Origin of the sequence: Mucilaginibacter sp. Mucisp86, assembly GCF_047324315.1 — a bacterium.
In the GTDB taxonomy this organism is placed as follows: Bacteria; Bacteroidota; Bacteroidia; order Sphingobacteriales; family Sphingobacteriaceae; genus Mucilaginibacter.
The window spans coordinates 449,553-468,914 of record NZ_CP168503.1 but is presented as its reverse complement, the minus strand read 5'-3'; the positions used below and the strand labels follow the sequence as shown (position 1 = coordinate 468,914).

Annotated in this window: 20 protein-coding genes; 10 read left to right on the top strand and 10 right to left on the bottom strand. The window is 41.5% G+C overall.

The annotated features are described in order from the left end of the window. Positions 1 to 230 precede the first annotated feature (230 nt). The 5 genes from ACEN9X_RS02000 (at position 231) to ACEN9X_RS01980 (ending at position 3,934) form a co-directional block, all read left to right on the top strand. Positions 231 to 1,283, top strand: coding sequence for a UDP-glucose--hexose-1-phosphate uridylyltransferase (locus ACEN9X_RS02000; protein WP_413668812.1), 1,053 nt, complete (start codon positions 231 to 233; stop codon positions 1,281 to 1,283). 145 nt (positions 1,284 to 1,428) lie between these two features. Further along, positions 1,429 to 2,493 (top strand): aldose epimerase family protein, encoded by a 1,065-nt coding sequence (locus tag ACEN9X_RS01995; RefSeq protein WP_413668811.1) that lies wholly within the window; start codon positions 1,429 to 1,431, stop codon positions 2,491 to 2,493. Positions 2,494 to 2,557: 64 nt separating this feature from the next. After that, the gene (locus tag ACEN9X_RS01990; protein ID WP_413668810.1) at positions 2,558 to 2,914 is read left to right on the top strand and encodes a DUF6717 family protein; all 357 of its coding nucleotides are present in this window, start codon (positions 2,558 to 2,560) and stop codon (positions 2,912 to 2,914) included. A 16-nt stretch (positions 2,915 to 2,930) separates the two neighbouring features. After that, positions 2,931 to 3,326: a hypothetical protein gene (locus tag ACEN9X_RS01985; protein ID WP_413668809.1), complete on the top strand. Its 396-nt coding sequence runs from the start codon at positions 2,931 to 2,933 to the stop codon at positions 3,324 to 3,326. Positions 3,327 to 3,448: 122 nt separating this feature from the next. Continuing rightward, the gene (locus tag ACEN9X_RS01980) at positions 3,449 to 3,934 is read left to right on the top strand and encodes a hypothetical protein (protein WP_413668808.1); all 486 of its coding nucleotides are present in this window, start codon (positions 3,449 to 3,451) and stop codon (positions 3,932 to 3,934) included. A gap of 92 nt (positions 3,935 to 4,026) precedes the next feature. Here ACEN9X_RS01980 and ACEN9X_RS01975 read toward each other — a convergent pair whose 3' ends face one another. The 3 genes from ACEN9X_RS01975 to gatB all read right to left on the bottom strand — a co-directional run bounded on the left by ACEN9X_RS01975 (position 4,027) and on the right by gatB (position 7,441). Next, the gene (locus tag ACEN9X_RS01975; RefSeq protein ID WP_022831601.1) at positions 4,027 to 4,716 is read right to left on the bottom strand and encodes a response regulator transcription factor; all 690 of its coding nucleotides are present in this window, start codon (positions 4,714 to 4,716) and stop codon (positions 4,027 to 4,029) included. 106 nt (positions 4,717 to 4,822) lie between these two features. Beyond that, entirely contained in the window at positions 4,823 to 5,971 is a 1,149-nt protein-coding gene (locus tag ACEN9X_RS01970; protein WP_413668807.1) for a redoxin domain-containing protein, read from the bottom strand. Continuing rightward, entirely contained in the window at positions 5,972 to 7,441 is a 1,470-nt protein-coding gene (gene gatB / locus ACEN9X_RS01965; protein WP_413668806.1) for an Asp-tRNA(Asn)/Glu-tRNA(Gln) amidotransferase subunit GatB, read from the bottom strand. A gap of 373 nt (positions 7,442 to 7,814) precedes the next feature. Between gatB and ACEN9X_RS01960 the strand changes: the two genes are divergently transcribed. Continuing rightward, positions 7,815 to 8,327: a hypothetical protein gene (locus tag ACEN9X_RS01960; protein ID WP_413668805.1), complete on the top strand. Its 513-nt coding sequence runs from the start codon at positions 7,815 to 7,817 to the stop codon at positions 8,325 to 8,327. Between the two features lie 113 nt (positions 8,328 to 8,440). Here the strand turns inward: ACEN9X_RS01960 and ACEN9X_RS01955 are convergent, their stop codons facing one another. Further along, positions 8,441 to 9,310 (bottom strand): HAD-IIA family hydrolase, encoded by an 870-nt coding sequence (locus ACEN9X_RS01955; RefSeq protein WP_413668804.1) that lies wholly within the window; start codon positions 9,308 to 9,310, stop codon positions 8,441 to 8,443. 52 nt (positions 9,311 to 9,362) lie between these two features. Then, entirely contained in the window at positions 9,363 to 10,400 is a 1,038-nt protein-coding gene (locus tag ACEN9X_RS01950; RefSeq protein ID WP_413668803.1) for a hypothetical protein, read from the bottom strand. A gap of 222 nt (positions 10,401 to 10,622) precedes the next feature. Between ACEN9X_RS01950 and ACEN9X_RS01945 the strand changes: the two genes are divergently transcribed. Further along, on the top strand, positions 10,623 to 10,763 hold the full coding sequence (locus ACEN9X_RS01945) for a hypothetical protein (protein ID WP_413668802.1): 141 nt from the start codon (positions 10,623 to 10,625) through the stop codon (positions 10,761 to 10,763). Between the two features lie 68 nt (positions 10,764 to 10,831). On the opposite strand, the gene ACEN9X_RS01940 is transcribed toward ACEN9X_RS01945, so the two are convergent. After that, entirely contained in the window at positions 10,832 to 12,190 is a 1,359-nt protein-coding gene (locus ACEN9X_RS01940; RefSeq protein WP_413668801.1) for a glutamine synthetase family protein, read from the bottom strand. Between the two features lie 117 nt (positions 12,191 to 12,307). Here ACEN9X_RS01940 and ACEN9X_RS01935 point away from each other — a divergent pair, with 117 nt between their 5' ends. After that, a complete protein-coding gene (locus ACEN9X_RS01935) occupies positions 12,308 to 12,724 on the top strand; it encodes a gamma-glutamylcyclotransferase (protein ID WP_413668800.1) in 417 nt (138 codons plus the stop codon). Between the two features lie 295 nt (positions 12,725 to 13,019). On the opposite strand, the gene ACEN9X_RS01930 is transcribed toward ACEN9X_RS01935, so the two are convergent. The 3 genes from ACEN9X_RS01930 to ACEN9X_RS01920 form a co-directional block, all read right to left on the bottom strand. Then, entirely contained in the window at positions 13,020 to 14,030 is a 1,011-nt protein-coding gene (locus ACEN9X_RS01930) for a glutamine synthetase beta-grasp domain-containing protein (protein ID WP_091210736.1), read from the bottom strand. A gap of 336 nt (positions 14,031 to 14,366) precedes the next feature. Beyond that, complete coding sequence (locus tag ACEN9X_RS01925; RefSeq protein ID WP_413668799.1) at positions 14,367 to 15,845, bottom strand: hypothetical protein; 1,479 nt, start codon at positions 15,843 to 15,845, stop codon at positions 14,367 to 14,369. Between the two features lie 55 nt (positions 15,846 to 15,900). Next, on the bottom strand, positions 15,901 to 16,626 hold the full coding sequence (locus tag ACEN9X_RS01920) for an RluA family pseudouridine synthase (RefSeq protein WP_091210734.1): 726 nt from the start codon (positions 16,624 to 16,626) through the stop codon (positions 15,901 to 15,903). Positions 16,627 to 16,890: 264 nt separating this feature from the next. Here ACEN9X_RS01920 and ACEN9X_RS01915 point away from each other — a divergent pair, with 264 nt between their 5' ends. Beyond that, positions 16,891 to 17,334: a KTSC domain-containing protein gene (locus ACEN9X_RS01915; RefSeq protein WP_413668798.1), complete on the top strand. Its 444-nt coding sequence runs from the start codon at positions 16,891 to 16,893 to the stop codon at positions 17,332 to 17,334. 9 nt (positions 17,335 to 17,343) lie between these two features. Here ACEN9X_RS01915 and ACEN9X_RS01910 read toward each other — a convergent pair whose 3' ends face one another. Then, entirely contained in the window at positions 17,344 to 17,934 is a 591-nt protein-coding gene (locus tag ACEN9X_RS01910) for a nucleotidyltransferase family protein (protein ID WP_413668797.1), read from the bottom strand. Between the two features lie 435 nt (positions 17,935 to 18,369). Here ACEN9X_RS01910 and moaA point away from each other — a divergent pair, with 435 nt between their 5' ends. Beyond that, entirely contained in the window at positions 18,370 to 19,359 is a 990-nt protein-coding gene (gene moaA, locus ACEN9X_RS01905; protein ID WP_413668796.1) for a GTP 3',8-cyclase MoaA, read from the top strand. The last annotated feature ends 3 nt before the right edge of the window (positions 19,360 to 19,362 follow it).

Below are 19,362 nucleotides of genomic sequence, written 5' to 3'. Positions count from 1 at the left end.
TTTTTATTAATAATAAAATTAAGAAAATGTGTCTGAATCATAGGTAATCGATCCGGCGCTCAGTCCCCCATTTTTCTACAAATCCTATCAATCTTTCTACGATAAGTATTTATTCAGAAAAACGTGTTTTAAATGTATTCTTTACATTTATTTTTACCAACTTTGAAATCGCTAAGGTATAACTGTTTACCTTACATGTATTAAGCCAATTATTACCTGATTTTAAACTAATGAACACTAATTTTGATCTTAAAGAGCATCCTCACAGTAGGTTAAACATTTTAACGGGCGACTGGATCCTGGTATCGCCGCATCGTACAAAACGCCCATGGCAAGGGAAAGTCGAAGCTACACAAGCCGACGACCGACCTCAGTATGATCCGGCTTGCTACCTTTGCCCCACAAACAAACGTGCCGATGGCAGCGAAAACCCCGATTATAAGGGCAGCTTTGTTTTCACCAATGATTATTCATCGCTATTGTTAAATACGCCTGATGGTGGCTTAAATGAAGACGAATTACTGGTGGCTAACAGCCAAAAAGGTATTTGCCGGGTGATCAGCTTTTCGCCAAGGCATGACCTTACCCTGCCACAGATGACTACCAAAGAGATCAGCAAAGTAGTTGATATATGGCAATCAGAATTTGAAGACCTTGCCTCCTACCCATGGATCAAGCATATCCAGATATTTGAAAACAAGGGCGATATCATGGGTTGCAGTAACCCGCACCCCCATGGCCAGATCTGGGCACAAAACAGCCTGCCGGTTGAAGTGGCCAAAGAAACCCAGCAACAAAAGCTTCATTTTGAGCAAAAGGGCACAAGTCTGCTGGCCGACTATCTGGCACTCGAACTTAAAAAACAGGACCGCATCGTTTTTGAAAACGACCATTTTGTTGTATTAGTGCCATTTTGGGCGGTTTGGCCTTATGAAACCATGATCGTCAGCAAAAGACATGTAACCAGTATCCTTTATTTTACCGAAGAGGAAAAACACGCCCTTGCCGACGCCATCAGAAGGCTGACCATCAGGTACGACAATATGTTTGAAACCTCGTTCCCATATTCAGCAGGTATGCACCAATCGCCGGTTAACTCGGGAGAGCATCCTTACTGGCACTGGCATATGCATTTTTATCCGCCGTTGCTACGCTCGGCTACAGTAAAAAAATTCATGGTAGGCTATGAAATGCTGGCCAATCCACAGCGTGATATTACTGCCGAATTTGCGGCTGAAAAACTGCGGGGTTTGAGTGAGATCCATTATAAAGAGAGGGGATAATGAAAAAACGCTATTTTTAAACCAAACTATAACCAAGCTATTTATGAGAAACTTAATTAAAGGTATTTCTTTAACAATTTTACCTGCTTGCAGCCTATATTTGGCTGCTTGTAATCAAAATTCAACCTCACAGAAAAACACTACTATGGCGGATAGCACCAAAACAACTGCATCGGCATTCGAAAAAACAATTGATGGAAAACAAACCCATTTATTTACCCTTAAAAACAAAAACGGCTTAACAGCTACTATTACCAACTACGGTGGGAGAGTTGTAAGTTTATCTGTTCCTGACAAAAATGGAAAGCTGACCGATGTTGTTTTGGGCTTTGACGATGTGGATGGCTTTGAAAAGTCAACCGAGCGTTATTATGGCGCAACCATTGGCCGTTACGGAAACCGTATTGCCAAAGGTCATTTTAAAATTGATGGCAAAGATTACCAATCGTCAATAAACAATACGCCAAACACGCTGCATGGCGGTAAACATGGTTTCCAGGAAGTGGTATGGGATGGCAAAATGATCGATTCATCAACTGTAGAGCTTACTTATCTTTCAAAAGATATGGAAGAAGGTTTCCCGGGTAACCTTAATGTTAAAGTCACTTACAGCCTAACTGATGATGACTCATTTAAATGCCAGTACGAGGCTACAACCGATAAAAAAACAGTTGTTAACCTTACCAACCACGCTTTCTTTAACCTGAATGGCGAGGGCAGTGGTACTATCCTTGATCACGTGGTGCAGATAGATGCCGACAACTATCTGCCGGTTGATGCAGGCCTGATCCCTACTGGTAAGCTTGAAAAAGTAACAGGTACCCCGTTTGATTTCACCAAGCCGGAAACCATTGGCAAACGCATTAATGAAGATAATGTTCAGCTAAAAGATGGCAAAGGTTATGACCATAACTTTGTGCTGAACAAACATGACCTGAGCACTCCAATAGCAACAGTTATCGGCGATAAAAGCGGTATCAAAATGGAGGTATTTACCGAAGAGCCAGGTTTACAGTTTTACAGCGGGAACTTTATGCAGGCTAAAAACGTGATGAAACGTGGTATTAAAGATGAATACCGTACATCATTTGCTATGGAAACCCAGCATTTCCCTGATTCTCCAAATCAGCCTCAATTCCCTTCAACCGAGTTAAAACCGGGTGATACTTATAAAACACAGTCGCTTTATAAGTTTTCAGTTGTTAAATAATTAAATGCCTTTTATAAGAGAAGTCCAGCCTAAAAGGCAGGACTTTTTGTTTTATATTAGTGCAATGACAACCGCAGTTAATACTTATAAATTTGTAAAGGAAGACACCGGCCGCTGGTACATTGACCTACCCGATTGGCAGGGTGTAAAAGCCGATCTTGAAATGGTTGAAGGTGCCGACACCATGCTTGATCATGTGGGAGAGGGTAGCAAAATAGTTGAACTTATATTAGCCGAAGAGCCTTTTGGTGGAAGTTCCGAACTTCAGCTCATTGAAGATTACAAAGATCATGTCGGCGGTGGTATTTATTTGTTGAAAGAATATGAAGGCCAAATCGTTAATCAGCAAATGTGGCTTTGCGATGTTACGAAGTTCTTGTTTGGTAAGCTTCCGTCTTTTATCTATTTCAAAAAGCAATAAGGCGGTACGAGCTATTATGAGCGCCTGGCGAAAAAGAGCAATTGAATGCCTCCCTGGATCAAAGAGAGAGTTTGAAGATCCTGAAACGTCTATTTTGGGTGTTTTCATGGAGTTATTGCCCTCAACTGTTGCTGCACATCGTAATAACGACACTTCACAACTCAAAAAGAACTACGACTTTGCCGAATGGTGTTTCAGGCAAAAATCTGAAGACCTGTGGAATGCTGCGGGAGTAGCATTTTACGAACACCTGGGTGATAAGACAGAAACACTTCAAACCATACACCAATGGGTTAAGCGGGATATCTATATTGAAATTAGACCGCTTTTGAAACAAAGGCTTGATGAAATCACGTTGAAAACTGTAGATAGTTTATATGGCTTGCAGAATGGTAAGTTAAAAGCAACATGATTCCCATTCCCAACGTTTTCCTGCTATGATGTGTTTGTTAAGCAGATTTAAAACAAACCTAAACTTTTTGAGGTTAAAAGGTTAATTAATAATAATCTGTTTACCTATCTATAAAAAACATCATGAGTGACAATTCAACCCAACCTGAAGAAAAGGGATTTTTCGAGAAGGTTAAAGAAACAATTGAAAGCCTTTGGGAAGGCACAAAAGACACAGCCGAAGACGTAAAAGAAGCAGCCGAAGAAAAATTTGAAGATATAAAGGAAAAAGTAACCGCTAAAAAAGTAACCGCCACAAAAAAAGCGGCAGCAACCAAAAAAACGGTTATCAAAAAAGCTGATGAGGTAACCGCAAAAGCAAAAACAGCAGTAGCGGATGTTAAGGCTAAGGCCGAAACCAAGGCTAAAGCCATTACTTCCAAAGTGAAGAACGAAGCAGTTGCTGCAAAGAAAGAAGTTGCCGATGTTAAGGCCAGGGCAGCTACCAAGGCAAAAGTCATCACAGCTAAAGCAAAAACAGAGGCTACAGAAACTAAAAAGGCCGTGGCCGCGAAAACAGCTAAAGCAGCGACGGCAGTTAAAAAGAAAGCTACTGCTGCCTCAAAGTAATGCAAAACACTTGGGCACAAAAAAAGCGATTGGGTACCCAATCGCTTTTTTAATATTATATAACCTCCCCCTTCAGGGGGCCGGGGGGCGACTTACGCCTCAAATTTATAGCCTACACCTTTTACAGTAGCAACACAATCGTCGCCCAGTTTTTCGCGCAGTTTACGGATGTGTACGTCGATAGTACGGTTGGTAACCACTACCGAATCTTCCCAGATGTTTTTAAGGATCACCTCGCGGGTGTAAACTTTGCCGGGTTTTGAAGCCAGCAGGTATAGCAGTTCAAATTCCTTTTTAGCTAATACCACCTTAACTCCGTTTTTGTAAACCAGGTAAGCTTCGCGATCGATAACCAAATCGCCAATTTCCAGTTTATTATCAATTACGTCTTCAGCAGGGGCATTACGGCGTAATATGGCATTAATGCGGCTAACCAATGCGCGTGGTTTTATAGGCTTTGCAATATAATCATCGGCACCTACGTTAAACCCTGCAATTTCCGAATACTCTTCGCTGCGGGCAGTTAAAAACACCATAAAGGTATTTTTAAATTCGGGCATGGTACGCATAATGCGGCATGCTTCAATTCCGTCCATTTTAGGCATCATGATATCCAGTACAATCAAATCAGGCAGGGCTTTCTTTGCTTCGGCAACAGCTTCCTGGCCGTTGCGTGCTAAAAACACCTGGTAACCCTCTTTTTTCAGGTTATACTCAATCAGTTCTAAAATATCCGGTTCATCATCAACAATAAGTATTTTCTGTTTCGCGGTGCTGCTCATGTTGCGTTAATTTTTTTGTATAAAAGTATACGCTTTACAACAGCTAATGGTTAAGCTAATATTAACAAATTGTTAAACGTTACCTTATATTAACCGTAAGTTGAGGCTATTTAAATGTTTTATTTAAAAAAGCTTCAAGATCGGCGCCTGTAATGTTCTTGGCAACGATATTTCCCTGCGGATCAATAATGAAATTTGAGGGGATAGCCTCGATATGATAAAGCCTTTCTGTGGGGCCTTCAAAGCCATTTAAATCTGATCCATGGGCCCAGGTAAGCTTGTCATCGCTGATAGCTTTTTGCCATGGCGCTTTATCTTTATCAAGCGAAACACCTAAAATATTAAAGCCTTTATCTTTAAATGTATTGTATTGTTTAACCACATTAGGATTTTCCTGCCGGCAAGGCTGGCACCACGAAGCCCAAAAGTCAATCATCACATATTTACCTTTATAGTCAGATAATTTGATCGACTTGCCATCAATACCGTTAACTGTAAACTCAGGAGCTTTATGACCTAATGAAATTGGCTTTGCCTTATCCATCTGTGCAATGAATTTTTGTACGGTAGGGTTATCTTTAAAATCGCCCCGGATATCATCCGCAAATTTGATAAGCTGAGCTTCGTATTTGGTAGGATCAAGGGTGGTTGCCGCGTAAAAACCGGCAAGCGACTTTTTGTTGTCGTTCACAAATTTTAAAACTGCTTCGCCGCTTTCACTTACATTCTTTAAAAATATAGGCATGTATATTTTCAACAATGAATCGTTTCGCTCGCCGTGTGACTTTTCCTGGTACTCGGCAAAAAGTTTGGCGTTTTTATCACCATAAAGGTTACTGATGCGGTTAAACTCTTTTATTTTATCCGAATCATCAGAGCCCTTAATAGTATACTCGTGCTTTTTATCGTTATTGTCGGTTTCAAACTCAATATCATCCCCATTTTTAGCAATGAAATCGTACAGGTTTTCGCCCTGCATTTCGCTGCCCTGCGGGCCGGTACTGCCTACACGAAGCTTAAACAGGTTTGGGTAAAGCGCTACATGCTTAAACTCAAATTTGCCGCCCTCGCTCAATGAGGTTGAGTCAACAACTTTTAAGCCCGAGCTATCGGCTTCAATCAAATAAACAGCTTTAAGTGCACCCGGATTTTTGATAGTTCCTGAAACGCTGAACTGCGATTGGTTTTTACAAGAGTACATACCTGCGCTAAGCATCAACAGTGCGCCGGCAGCAGCCATATTTTTAACTTTCATCTATTTAGCTTCTAATTCCTTTATCAATAGCTGGTTAGTTTTCTGCGGGTCGATCTTGCCTTTTGAGCTTTTCATGATCTCGCCCATAAACAGGCCTAAAACGCCCTTTTTTCCCTTTTGGTATTCCTTAACCTTATCAGGATATTTGGCGATAGCATCCTTTATAAAACGGGTTACATCATCGCCGTCGGCACTGATCAATAGGTTCAATTCTTTAGCCAGATCATCCGGTTTTTTACCAGGTTCTTTGACCATGGCAGGGAATAATTTGTGCGAAGCTACAGAATTATTTATCACCCCGGTGTCAATTAGTTTGATGAGGGCGGCAAGGTTTTGCGGCGTAACAGCAAAGTTACCAATGGTTTGGTTATGGTCATTAAGGTATGAGCGTATAGCACCCATAAGCCAGTTGGCAGCGGCCTTATAATGATCGGTATGTTTTATCAGCGCCTCAAAATAAAAGGCGGTATCCCTATCGGCAGTAATTACCGACGCATCATAGGCAGTTAAGCCCAATTGCTCGGTGTATTTATGATACAATTGTGCAGGCAACGCAGGTAAACCTTTCCGAATGCTTTCTACATATTCGTTGGTTAGCTTTAATGGCGGCAGGTCCGGTTCGGGGAAATACCGATAATCGTTAGCCATTTCTTTTGAGCGCAGTACCGAGGTTTCGCCAGTATCGGCATTGAAATTTAATGTGTTTTGGTCGATATGGCCGCCTGCCTCAATGATGTTTACCTGGCGTACAAACTCGTGCTCAATGGCGCGCTGTACGTTGCGGATGGAGTTAAGGTTTTTTACCTCGCAGCGGTTACCGTAAGCGGTTGCACCTTTAAGCCTTACCGAGATATTGGCATCGCAGCGCATACTGCCTTCTTCCATATTACCGTCGCAAATATCAAGGTAGCGCAAAATTTTACGCATTTCAGTCAGGAACTGGCCGGCTTCTTCGGCGCTGCGCATATCGGGCTCTGATACAATCTCAACCAGTGGCACGCCCGCACGGTTCAGGTCGATCAGTGAATCGGCATGATGCTGATCATGCATGCTTTTTCCGGCATCTTCTTCCATATGAATGTGGTGCAGGGCGATATTTTTTTCAGTACCGTCGGCCAGTTTCACCGGCACATAGCCTTTAAGACATATGGGTGCCTGATCCTGGCTAATCTGGTAACCTTTAGGCAAATCGGCATAAAAATAATTTTTACGGGCGAAGCTATTATTAAGGTTGATGGTGCAATTACAGGCCAGGCCCATTTTAACGGCATATTCAACCGCTTTTTTATTGATGAAGGGCAAGGTGCCGGGATGCCCCAATGATACCGCACTAACATGGCGGTTAGGTTCGGCACCAAAGGCAGCTGAATCTGCCGAAAATACCTTACTTGATGTAGATAGCTGTGCGTGTACTTCGAGGCCTATCACCAACTCGTACTTTTCGGCTACCCCGTCTGAGAGAACTGTCATAAAAATAAAAATTCAGCTATGAATTACTGAGCTATAAAAACCAAATATATAAAGATTAATACAGTATCGGCACCATTTTGCTTTTAAAAACAACGGTAAAGATGCAATAATATACTTATACGGTAGAAAACATCAGGTTTACAGTTTGCTACACATAATCAACCTGGTTTGTTAACTATAACAACGGTTGCTTCATATTAAGGTTTTTACGGCAAAAAGCTGTATACCCTAAAAAAATCCAATAGCCTTGGTGCTTTGCCTTAATGAAAAGAGCTTACGGCCGTTACAAAAATTTAAACCATCGGCAGATATTCCCGTCTATTGATGTATAGGCACAGAAATTGAGTATGTGCTGCATATTTAGACAGACACCATGAAAAAATTAATTTTAGGAATGCTCGCAGGATGTTTTGTACTTGCAGCTTCGGTTACAAAGGCAAATGCACAGGTTAATGTAAATGTAAACGTTGGTTTGTGGAACCCACCTGCCGCATATGCAGGTGTTAACTACTATTATTTACCTGATGTGGAAAGCTACTACTATGTGCCAACTCACCAATATATTTATTTAGACGGCGGCAACTGGGTTTGGAGGCGTACTTTACCGCCAAGATATTCAACTTATAGCATAGCAACCGGTTACAAAGTGGCCGTAAACCGCCCAAGACCGTACACTTATTTTGCTCATGATCGTGACACCTACGCCCGTTACCGCGGTACCCGAAACGTGATTGTTCGTGACCATTATCATACCAGGGTGGTGAACCGCACACGTTTTGTTAACCGTACCCGCGTAGTAAATCATTATCAAAAGCCGCATAAAACTGTAGTAAAACGTACCCGTGTGGTTGAACACCGTGGCCACGATAATGGTCATCACCATTAATCTTGAGCGAGGCTCTTCCCCCAAAAAAGTATCTATAATAAAAACGACCGCTTCTGTTAAGGCGGTCGTTTTTATTGTGTACTATGTGTATCAGTTGGTAATAGCATGAATGTTTAAAAACCCAATCCGCCGGGTTCAACCACTGCCGAATCGCAGATGTACGTTGGTACAATACCTGTTGACGTAATGCGGTTTTCAGCATCTTTGGCCTGCGTATTTCCGGATAATACCAATACAGTATCCAACCCGAATTTATTGCCACCCAAAATATCTGTTTGCAGGGTATCACCCACCATTACAATGTCTTTTTTGCTGATAGGTCTGCGTTCGCGAAGCAGATCATAGGCAAACATGAACATTTGAGAATCTGGTTTACCGAAACGGATAAATGCCTTGCCCACTATTTTTTCGATCATGCTGGCCAAACCGCCAATAGCTATCGATACATCGTGCTTGGTTAGGGGATAGGCCTGATCGGTATTGGCTACAATGGCCGGGATGGTGCGCTTACGCATCAGGTTAACCGATTTGTTAAGATCGCGGCCCCAGTCAAAGCCCTCGTCATCCAAAAATACCAGCGCGTTAACCCTGTCGATATTGCTTTCATTTACTTCGCTTATCGGCAGGGTATGCAGGCCTGAGCTATCAATATAGTGTGCAGAATCAGGCGTGCCGAGATAAGCCACAATGCCATCATTTACCTTGAGGTCAAGATACTCTTTGGTAAGCATGCCCGACGATATGATCCTGTCGGGCGTTATGGCCATTAAACCTTTGCTTGTATAGGATTCGGCCAGCTGCACCGGGCTTCGCGAGGCATCGTTGGTTACAATATAATACTCCTTGCCTTGCTCCTGCAAATAGGCAAAAGTTCGCTCAATACCCGGAAGTAAGCCTCCATAATTTTTCAAAACCCCAAAAGCATCAAAAAAAACAACTTCGTATTTATCAATTATGGATTTAAAGTTGTCTATTCTGGTCATGCTTATCTGTTTTTAGGGTTCTGCAATAAAATGAGCCCGAAAGATAGCTAACCTATTTTAATTTTAAAGCCTCAATGATTTTTTCGGCATCAAAATCCCGGTCTACTGATGGTAAGTAAATGTCAAATGCCTCGGCTTGCAGTTTTTTGGCGTATTGTTCGCTAAAAAAGTGCTTGCCGTCCTTAATTACATAATTCAGGATAAAAAAGCGGTATGCTTCCTTCAAAAAGCGGATCTCATCTGCAGTTAGCGGGTTTACTTTGTGATATTCCTTTAAAAACATGATGAAACGGTCTTCCATCATAGTGTTGATCACATAGCTGAACACAGTGCGGTCGCCGATATCAGACACTACACGACTAAAGAAATAAAAATCAAGCAGGCGATAGCTCATCCTGAACCAGTCGTAATCCCAGCGCGAGTACAATTCCAGGTTAGGAGTTACCGAAAAATTGCCAATATTCCAGTCTATAAATACCGGGATGATCTCGAACGAGCTCATATTGTATTTAGAGCGGTTTTTAAGGAAGGTTTCACAATGATATTTCAGAAAATCGGCTTGCATACCTGTGCCAAATTGCGTGGGATCGGCCTCAATTTGCTGTAAGAGCGCCGAAATATCGGTGCGTAAAGTTTTTGACGATTTAGGCAGTACATTTTTAACCCTTGAACAGGCTTTATGAAACTTGCCAACCTGCTGGCCAAGCTTTTTAATATGGTTTTCCTCTAAACGGCGTGGCAGTCGCTGTAATATGCGGGTAGGGTTGTAAAATACCACCCAGGCATCAGTTTTGCCGTGTTTATGATGGTAAATGTAAACACGGTTGTTTTTTTGTAAAGAACGGGCCAGGAAATTCTCAAACGGGTAAAGCAGGTTAATTGCTAAAGTTTGAATAATGCGGTGGTCTTCTTTAAAGTGTTCAAATATGCCAAAGTATGATAGTTTGGCTATGATTATATCGTCATCGTCGAACGTAATACGGTACACATGATTGGTTGAAACCATAGCGCTGATATCTTCGATATCGCGAATGATTTTTGATGCATCATATCCCTCCCAGGCCTTGCGGATAATAAAAGAATAGTCCATTTGTATATATCTGCCGGCAAAGTTACGCCAATGGCAGCATTCGGTTTATAATTAAGGGTACAAATATATTATAATTGTTTGTTGGAATAGATATTAAAACCATGTCATTATAAGCGAAGCGTGGCAATCTCGTAGCCAATGCATATCGGATATGTATAACTACGGGATTGCTTTGTCGTTTCTTATTATAATGATGTGGTTGTAAGTGCTTGAATATTAATCATGTTTTTCAATATGGGCGTTGCCTGCGGCCCGGGCTATCCGCTGCAAGTCCTCGCCTTTCCGGCCCGCAAATCCAACCCGCGCTGTGGGCTTTACGCTACTATCCCTAACGCTGCCCCGCGCGGCATAGCTAAAACATAGTTTACACGTCATTACTTTTTTTAGGGCCTTACCTGATGGTTACTACAATGACATGAAGAAGAAAAAAATTATATTATCTCAAAATACCTTTTCAATTCCCAGTCGGTTACGCTTTTGGCAAATTGGCGGTATTCCCACAGACGGGTTTGGGTAAAGTGGTCAACAAAACCTTCGCCGAAGAGTTCTTTTGCAATATCGGAGTTTTGCATCGCGGTAGCCGCTGCGTGCAGATTTGGCCACAATACGCCGTTACGTTTGTCTTGATAGCCATTGCCTATGGTAGGTTCAATGTTTAGTTCCAGTTTATTTTCAATGCCGTACAGGCCTGAAGCCAGTGCCGCAGCCATGGCCAGGTATGGGTTGGTGTCAGATCCCGGGATGCGGGTTTCCAGACGCGTATAGTTTTCGGTGGTATTAATAACACGTAACGCAGTAGTACGGTTTTCAACACCCCATGTAATGGTGGTGGGGGCCCAGGCACCTTCAACAAGGCGTTTGTAGCTGTTGATGGTTGGCGCATACATCGGCAATAAGTGAGGCATGCAATATAGCTGACCAGCGAGGTATTGCTTGTGTAACTCGCTCATTTTATTTACGTCGTTAGCATCGTAAAACAGGTTTTTTGATTGGTCTTTAGTCCACAGGCTTTGATGGATGTGGCCGCTGCAACCGGGCAGCGTTTCGGTCCATTTGGCCATAAACGATGCCATGATACCGTGTTTATAAGCAATTTCTTTAACAGCGGTTTTAAATAGCGTTGCTTTGTCAGCGGCAGCTAAAACCTCGTCATGTAATATGGCAGCTTCGTATACTCCCGGACCGGTTTCGGTGTGTAACCCTTCTATCGGTATATTAAATTTAGTAAGCAGGTTAAACAGATCGTAATAAAAATCGCTGTTTTCGGATGTGCGCAATATCGAGTAGCCAAACATACCGGGTGTGAGCGGCTCAATATTGGTGAATTTTTTATCAGCAAGGGTTTGCGGCGTTTCCTTAAAATTGAACCATTCAAACTCCTGCGCAAATTCGGCATGATAACCCATCTCATCACATTGGGCCTTGATATGTTTGAGGAGGCTACGCGGACAAGCCGGCAAATCATTACCGTCCGGCTTACTGAAATCGGCCAGGAAAAACGGGATATCATCCTGCCAGGGCACATTGCGGAGTGTTGACAGATCGATACGGCAAAGCTTATCGGGGTAACCACTTTGCCAACCGGTTAGCTGCACATTATCGTAGCAAACATCGTTACTGTCCCAGCCAAAAACAACATCGCAAAAACCGTAACCGCTTTGTAGCCCATCAATAAACTTTTTAGGGTGGATCACTTTACCGCGCAAAATGCCGTCAATGTCGGCAAATGCGAATTTGATTTTCTGGATGTTATTCTGTTCAATATATGCTTTGATCTCTTCTGTGTTCATGGTATAAAGTATGGCCGGTTAAGGTATGGCAAGATAGTTATTATGGCTTAAACTATAAAAAAATAGCCTTTACGTGTTTAATACGCAATTGCTTTTACCTTTGTTTGAGCTATTTATATGGAAGCAATACACCAGTTTTTATTTGTTTATGGCACATTGCTGCAGCCCGGTAATGAGTTTGCAGATTACTTGAATAAACATTGTAAATTTATAAGTAAAGGTAAGATCAAAGGCCGGCTTTACGATATTGGCGAATACCCCGGTGCTTTGATCGATAACACAGAGGAACACTTTGTTCACGGCAGTATTTTTATGATGGATGATCCTGAAACCATTTTAAAAGTAGTTGATGATTATGAGGGAATAGGAGAGTTATACAATCATCCGCAGGAATATACGAGAAAGCAGGCAGATATTATTACTGATAGCGGTAATATCAATTGCTGGATGTATGTTTATAATTTGCCTGTAATTACTTATCGGCAGATTATCGATGGCGATTATATGCAATATTTAAATAATGTTGCCAGATAATCATTTAACTAATGATGTTTTTCCCTTTTTAAGACGGATTTAATGGGCTACATCAATGAATTCTGATAATGTTGCGGTGAAGTTAACCGATATTGCCGAACTCTGGAACCTTTAAATGCCTAACGGGCTACGCTTTGTTGTAGCCGTTTGAAAACAAGATATTCTGAAAATCTAAAATTAGTATAAAGTTTAGATGTAGAGACGCATGTGGCGCGTCTCTACATCTAACCCCCCAAAAAAAATCCCCCGGTTACAAAACCGGGGGATAAAACAAATAACTATTTTATTCAGGGCATTAAAGCTTAGCTGATTTTACAGTTTTGATGATAACTGCGGCAACTTTGTATGGATCGGCAGCTGAGTTAGGGCGACGATCTTCCAGGTAACCACTCCAGTTGTGATCAACAGCGTACAGAGGGATACGGATAGAAGCACCACGGTCAGATACACCATAGCTAAAGTCATGAATTGAAGCGGTTTCGTGTTTACCGGTTAAGCGTTGATCGTTATCAGCACCGTAAACAGCGATACACTCAGCAACTGCAGGGCGGAAAGATTCGCAGATAGCTGTGAAAATTTCTTTGCTGTTAGCAGTACGCAAAGTAGTATTTGAGAAGTTTGCGTGCATACCAGAACCGTTCCAGTCTAATTGACCAAGCGGTTTGCAATGCCAGTTAATAGCAACTCCGTATTTTTCACCAATTCTTTCCAATAAATAACGTGCAACCCAGATCTGATCACCGGCTTCTTTAGCGCCTTTTGCAAAAATCTGGAACTCCCACTGACCGGCAGCAACCTCAGCGTTGATACCTTCAACGTTTAGGCCTGCTTCTAAACATGCATCTAAGTGCTCTTCAACAATTTCGCGGCCGAAAGCATTTTTAGCACCTACTGAACAGTAGTAAGGGCCTTGTGGTGCTGGGTAACCAGCTGCAGGGAAACCAAGCGGTTTGCTGGTTGATGGATCCCACAGGAAATACTCCTGCTCAAAACCAAACCAGAAATCATTATCATCGTCAGCGATAGTAGCACGACCATTTGATTCGTGTGGTTTGCCATCAGCGCTTAATACTTCGCACATTACTAGGTAAGCGCTTTTTCTTTGTGGATCAGGAACAACAAAAACTGGCTTTAAGATACAATCTGATGAACCACCTGGTGCCTGCTCAGTTGAAGAACCGTCAAAGCTCCAGTTATCTAAATCTTCTACTTTTCCGCTAAATTCTTTAACGATTTTTGTTTTGCTGCGCAGGCTTTGTGTTGGTTTGTAGCCATCAAGCCAAATGTACTCGAGTTTCGTTGCCATTTTTTAATTAATTTGTAAAGTTGGGGTTCTAATTATAGTTTTTGTATTAATCTCAATAATTATTAAGGCGAATTTAAATTATTTTTACAAAAATCATTACAAATGTTAAGAAATTTTACATTTTTTTTCAATAACGTGTTAATTATGGCCGTAAACCCGTAAAAAAGAAACTGTAAAACTGCGTTTTTAACAATTTTATATTTTTCGAAATAAATGAGAGGTGTTTTTTATCAATAATGTAAATAAGCTTATACGGGGCTGAATTTGGCATTGTAATTTAACCTAATTCACTCATTTACGCCAGATATGGCTAAGATAAATTTATTGATACGGATTTTAGTCGCTTAATTTTTCAGAGATGTTCTTAATAGCCTCGTCAAGCCTGGTGGCCGAATCGTAAAGATGCTTTTCAACCTGCAGAAACTCCTGTTTTTTATCTTTGGTTTCGCTCATCAGTTCCACAAGGCCTAATATGTTTGTAAGGTGTTTACGCACTTCATGTGAGTTGATAAAGGCAAGCTCCCGCTTTTTGGTGTCGTATAACAATTTTTCGTAATGACGTTTTTGCCTGGCGCTACGATATAACAGCGCTATAACAGCGAACATGAAAACAGTGGTAATACTGATGAGGATCAAAATAAGGCGTTCGCGCCTATACTTTTCGGCAGTATCTGTAAACGTGTTTTCGATTTTGTCAATTTTTATCTGTGCCGATACATTGCCTACCTGTGTGGTATTATTAAGGCTTTCTTCTGATTGTTTTAAAGCAAGGTCAAAGTTTTCGGCAGCCAGTTTATAATCGCCCCTGTCGCGGGCTATTTTTCCAAGCAATTCGTAAAGGTGATGCTTTATTTCGGGGTGATTGGCTGAATAGGGGATGGCGAGCAATTGGTAAGCTATCGAACTCGCCGAATCTGGCTGCCCGTTCAGGTAAAATGCATCGGCCAGGTTTTGCCGCTCAAGGTCATTGTGTACGTACTTTTTATTAGTTTGCAACTCCTTGATCTGCGTTATGGCATCGCTATACTTATGTTGTAATATAGATATATAGTAAGCCGTGCGGTTTTGGTAGGTAAATAGTTTATAACTTTTGTTGTTAGGCCCCATCAACTCGTCATGGCATCGTTGCAGTGAGTCGAGGTTTCTTCTCCTGAAAAAGTTTTCGGCTTTGTTATAGCTTATTATAGTATAAAACCTGTCGTCCTTGATTTTATTTTCTTCCTTGATATGAAATGCAAGGTTAAGGTAATATAACGACTGGCTGTACAGGTTGAGTTTATAATACAGATCGGATATATTGATGTTAAGATATACCTGTAACAACGGCTCGTTAAGTTTTAACGCTTGCTTTTGGGCCAGCCCGTAGCTGTATATGGCACCAATGGGATTACCCCGGTCTGTTTGTATGAACGCAAGATGGCTGATAAATGAATAAATCAAAAAATCGGCTTTACTTTTTGATGCCTGATCAATGGCTTTTACCATGGCCGTTTCTGCTTCGGGCAACTTCGATAACCGTCTTTGTACGGTACTTTCAATAAAAAATTTTAAAGCCTCCCGGTCATCAACCTTGTATTTATCCAGTTTCTGGTACACTTCCGTTCTGCCCTCGGGAATAGTATTTTCCGGTCCCTGCTGAAAACGGAGTTTGATATATTCAACTATTTTCTTGTCCTGCAGGTTTCTGTCTTTTATTTTAATAAAGTTAACAAGGCTATCTTCAGACAGATAGGTATATGCAGATGCATCTGAACGGCTTACAACAAACACCACCAGTAAAATGCAGAGAGCGAACTTTTTAAAGAGAGAAGCCATTTGGCATAAAAATACGTTGGCGTATGTAAATATCAAACACTTTATACATTTAATTTTAACTGTCAAACTTATCAAGTAGCTTTAAAAGCGTTTCAAAGTCTTTAGGATATGGGGCATGGATGGTAACTTCAGTTTCGGGGTTAATACGGAATGTTACTTCATAAGCATGAAGTGCAAAACGCTTCATAATGGGCAGCTCTTCCTGGTCTTTACCTAAATGGTATTTACGCTTTATTTTTGAAAGAAAAACAGGCTCGCCCTTATACATTTCATCTCCTGCTATTGAAGCCCTTTGCGTGGCGAGGTGGATCCTGATCTGGTGCATACGGCCTGTTACCGGACGGCATTCAACCAAAGTGTAATGTTTATAATACTTTAATGACTGAAACCAGGTTTCGGCACGTTTACCTTCCTGCCGGCTAATGGTTACACTGCCTTTGCCAACATTTAATATTGGCAAATCAACAAGCAGGTTATCAAAAGTATGTGTGCCATCAATAACGGCATGGTATACTTTTTTAACCTTACGTTTTTCAAACTGCATAGAAACAGAGCGGTATGCTTCCGGGTTTTTGGCAAAAATGAGCGCGCCCGATGTTTCCTTGTCCAGGCGGTGGCAAATCTGGGCATCGTCCCAGTAAGCTTTGGCCAACCTTAACATGCTGATTTCACTGCTGCCCTCACCACGCTCATCAAGTGAACTTATAAAAGGTGGTTTGTTCACAACAATAACGTCATCGTTCTCAAACAGTATCAGGTCGGCAAATCTTGGAAACTTCATAGCCCGCAAAAATACGGTTTATAATTTAAACCATTATCACTGTATTTTATTCATTCGTGTTGTTAAAAAAAGCAGCAGGCGGAGTAGGTATTAATGACTTGTGTTAATAAAATCTTTAGCCAGTATTTACTTAATATCATCATTTTTTAATAAGTAAAACTCTCTGTTTTTCCTCATTTAAAAAGCGTACCTTCGCGCCGTTATTTTCATGGAGGTGTTTATGTATAATCCCTTCATCGACAATAAAAAAGAATTAAATAAATAATGAAAAAAATTGTCGACTACAGGAAACTCCTGAACGTAACTGAAAATGCCGAACTAAGTGAACTGCGTACGGTTTATAAAAGCATGATGAAAACCTGGCATCCCGACAGGTTTCAGGACGAAAGCAGGATAGAAGCCGAAGAGAAAAGCAAAACAATTATCGAAGCTTACCACTTTTTGGTAAGTATTGCACCCGAAACCCGTGCTCAAACGTTGTCTGATTATACTGCCACCACTACATTATCAAACATAGCTGATTTTGAGTATAAACAACAGGTACTGAAGGTTACTTTTCTGGATGGTAATGTATATGAGTATTTTGGAGTGCCAAAAGCAGTTTATACAAAACTAATCAATGCCGATTCGCCAGGCAGGTTTGCCCGCAGGCACATCTTTAATGAGTTTGTTTACCGCAGTGTAAATAAGTTGGTTGCTTCTGCTTAATTAGCCCACCTACCCGGCCTGGTTAAGCCGTTCTAAATCGGCTGTGGTGTCAATATCAATGGCACCCAGCGGAAAAGGAAGTATAAAAACGTCGTCGGCATGCGCTTCAATAACTTTTTTTGCACCCTCCAGGCCTTCAAGGCTAAGTAGCTCCGGGAAATATTTTATATCAAATAAAGCAGGTGCACCCAATACATCACGATAGCCGCAGGCAATAATACCGCAGTCGTTAACTTCTTTTTTTTCCATTAGCTGTGATATCAGGAATGAATCAACAAAGGGCTGGTCGCAAAGCATTAGTATAATTGAGGTTATGTGGGGGGCGAGTCTTAACATTTCTGTTAAACCTATCTTTATTGATGAGCCCATCCCTTCCTGCCAGTTAGGATTATAAATAACATGTACGAGCTGATCATCTATGTTAGGGCGAATTATTCCTTCATTAGCCCCAAGTACAACGATAACTTTTTCGCAATGCAGGCAGGTTAAGGAAGTTTGAATGGCGCGTTGTAAAAGGGTTTTACCCTGGTAAATAAGATTTTGCTTAGGTGAGCCAAAACGGCTTGATGCGCCTGCTGCCAGAATAATGATCCCTGTCATTTTTTATAAACTGTTTAACATGAGGTATTAGTATAACTGTTACTATAATGCCCGGTCAATGATCGGGCAGCATTATTTATACCGCTTCCGGTCCTGTGTTTTTATTGTCAGGGCTCAGGGGATTCCCTTTTATAATTCCACTCCGGCGATGCTGGTCTTAATACGGTAACGGCTTAATTAAAGTTTTAGTTATCTCTGTTCATTTGTAATAAATTGATTTTTTGTTATTTATGTGATTTTGTGAACAGGGTATTGGCAGTGCATTTTCTCTATAGTTTAATAAGAGATTGATAAATCGCCGGTTGCAGGGCTAAAAAATACATTTCATAAACATCCCGCCGCATAGTAATGCTTACTTTTACAATTGCCATGCATCAACTTAAAGCTGTAATGGCTGTTAATTAATTAAATTTACAAGGTAAAAAGGGATATATTTTGTTAACAGATAATCACGGCCGGAAGATTAGTTATATGCGCCTCGCGGTGACAGACAGGTGCAATCTGCGCTGCTTTTACTGCATGCCGGAAGATGGTTTAAACTGGCTTTCGCGTGCCGAACTCATGAGTTACGACGAAATGCTGCGTAGCTGCCGTTTGCTTGTAAAAATGGGCATCGACAAGATTCGGATAACCGGAGGAGAACCCTTTGTACGTAAAGATCTTATGTCTTTGCTTACAGGCATATCCAGGCTTGATGGCCTAAAAGAACTGAGCCTGACAACCAACGGAGTGCTCATAGCACCTTACGTACCCGAATTGAAAAAGATAGGCATACGATCGGTAAACCTGAGTTTGGATACACTGGATGCCAGCCGCTTTTTTACCATCACCCGTCGCGATGAGTTTGCCAATGTGATGGCTGCCCTGGATGCCATGTTAAGTCATGATATGGAGGTAAAGATCAATGCCGTGGTAATGGATGGCAAAAACATACAGGATATTATTCCACTGGTTGAACTGGCTAAAGAATTGCCGGTAAGCGTAAGGTTTATTGAAGAAATGCCCTTTAATGGCGATGGATATGTATATGATGGATTGCACTGGGACTATGTGCGTGTTTTGGAAGAAATAAAAAGCAAATATCCGCAAATAAAAAAGCTGGATGATCCGGCTTATTCCACTTCGTACAATTACCAGATACCAGGACATAAAGGAACTATAGGTATCATAGCCGCTTATTCGCGTACGTTTTGCGGTAGTTGTAACCGCATTCGGGTAACACCCGAGGGCGAGTTAAAAACCTGTTTGTATGATGATGGCGTGCTTAACCTAAAAGATTTGATACGTAGCGGGGCCACTGATGAAACATTGCAGGACGCCCTGTTAACTGCTTTTAATCACCGGCCGGCAGATGGCTGGGAAGCCGAGCGCGCGCGGGTTGCTAAAACCGGAATCCATGAATCAATGGCTACTATTGGCGGATAGTTT